Annotated in this window: 1 protein-coding gene; it reads right to left on the bottom strand. The window is 73.5% G+C overall.

Annotated features, from left to right (window positions below; translation table 11 throughout):
- Positions 1 to 857, bottom strand: an 857-nt coding sequence (locus HW445_RS32200; RefSeq protein WP_180224283.1) for an ATP-binding protein, incomplete at its 3' end; no start/stop codon positions are given.
- Positions 858 to 1,070 lie beyond the last annotated feature (213 nt).

Here is a 1,070-nt window from a genome sequence, read left to right as displayed (position 1 = left end):
TCAGATACGACAGCGGCTGGGGGAGGGCGCCGACGGCGACGTCGGCCAGGTCGGCGGTGCTGGCGTCCGGTGTACGGCCGGTGTCCAGGCGCGCGGCCGAGCTCCAGCGCGAACATCGGGTTGCCGTCGCTGGCCGCGCCGATGGCCCGCACGGTGGAACGGGGCAGCGACCGGTGCCCGCGGCGGGTGAGCAGCGCGGAGATCTGCGCGCGCTCCAGCGGGGCCACCCGCAGCGCCTCGGAGTCGTGCGGCAGACCGCGCAGGCAGGTGCCGACGTCCAGCCCGTCGGGGCTCTCGGTGCGCAGCGCGCAGAGCATCCGCACCCGGCTGCCGTTGATCCGGCGGGCGGCGAACCCGAGGAGCTCGGTGCTGGCCCGGTCCAGCCACTGGAGGTCGTCCGCTACCACCAGCACCGGCCCTTCGGAGGCCAGGGCGCGGAAGGCCGCCAGTACCGCCAGCCGCAGGGCCAGGCCGTGGTGCCCGTCCGGCTGCAGCACCGTCTCGCCGTGCCCGGTGAGCGCGGCCTCCAGCGCCGTGTGCTGGGCGGTGGGCAGAGAGCCGGCGACCCGGTCCAGGACGGGGCCGAGGAGATCGGCGATGGCCAGGAAGGGGAGATGGGATTCCGACTCGGTCGCCGAACAGCGCAGCACCGTCCGCGACTTTCCGGCATATTCCGCTGCCAGTGCCCTCAGGACCGTCGATTTGCCGATTCCGGCCGGTCCGTGGAGGAGCACCCCGCCGCCGCGGTCGAGTCTTCGCCGGGCCGCGGCGAGCAACTCCTCCTGACCGATGACCTGCTCGTTCGTCAGGCCGGAGCGGTGGTCGGCTGGGTCCTGGAGGTCGTGTGGCACGGTCACCGCTCCCCTCGAATGTCGTGTCCTGGCCAATGGTAAGCAACGGCTCTCAGGAATCGGACGGCGTGCGGGCGGGGCCTCTCCCACAACGCCGGGCGTCCGGAGCGTAATTGAAAACGGGGAAAAGGAAAGGGCGCACTCGGGCCGAATACCGCTTGCGGGCGGCGGGCCGGGGGAGGGCCCCGGTGCCGCGCTCGGCGGCCGGTTCGGTCCCGC

This window comes from Streptomyces sp. UH6 (assembly GCF_013421635.1).
GTDB lineage: Bacteria > Actinomycetota > Actinomycetes > Streptomycetales > Streptomycetaceae > Streptomyces > Streptomyces abyssomicinicus.
Note: the sequence above shows the minus strand (reverse complement) of the source record. Positions and strands in the feature narration are given on the sequence as shown.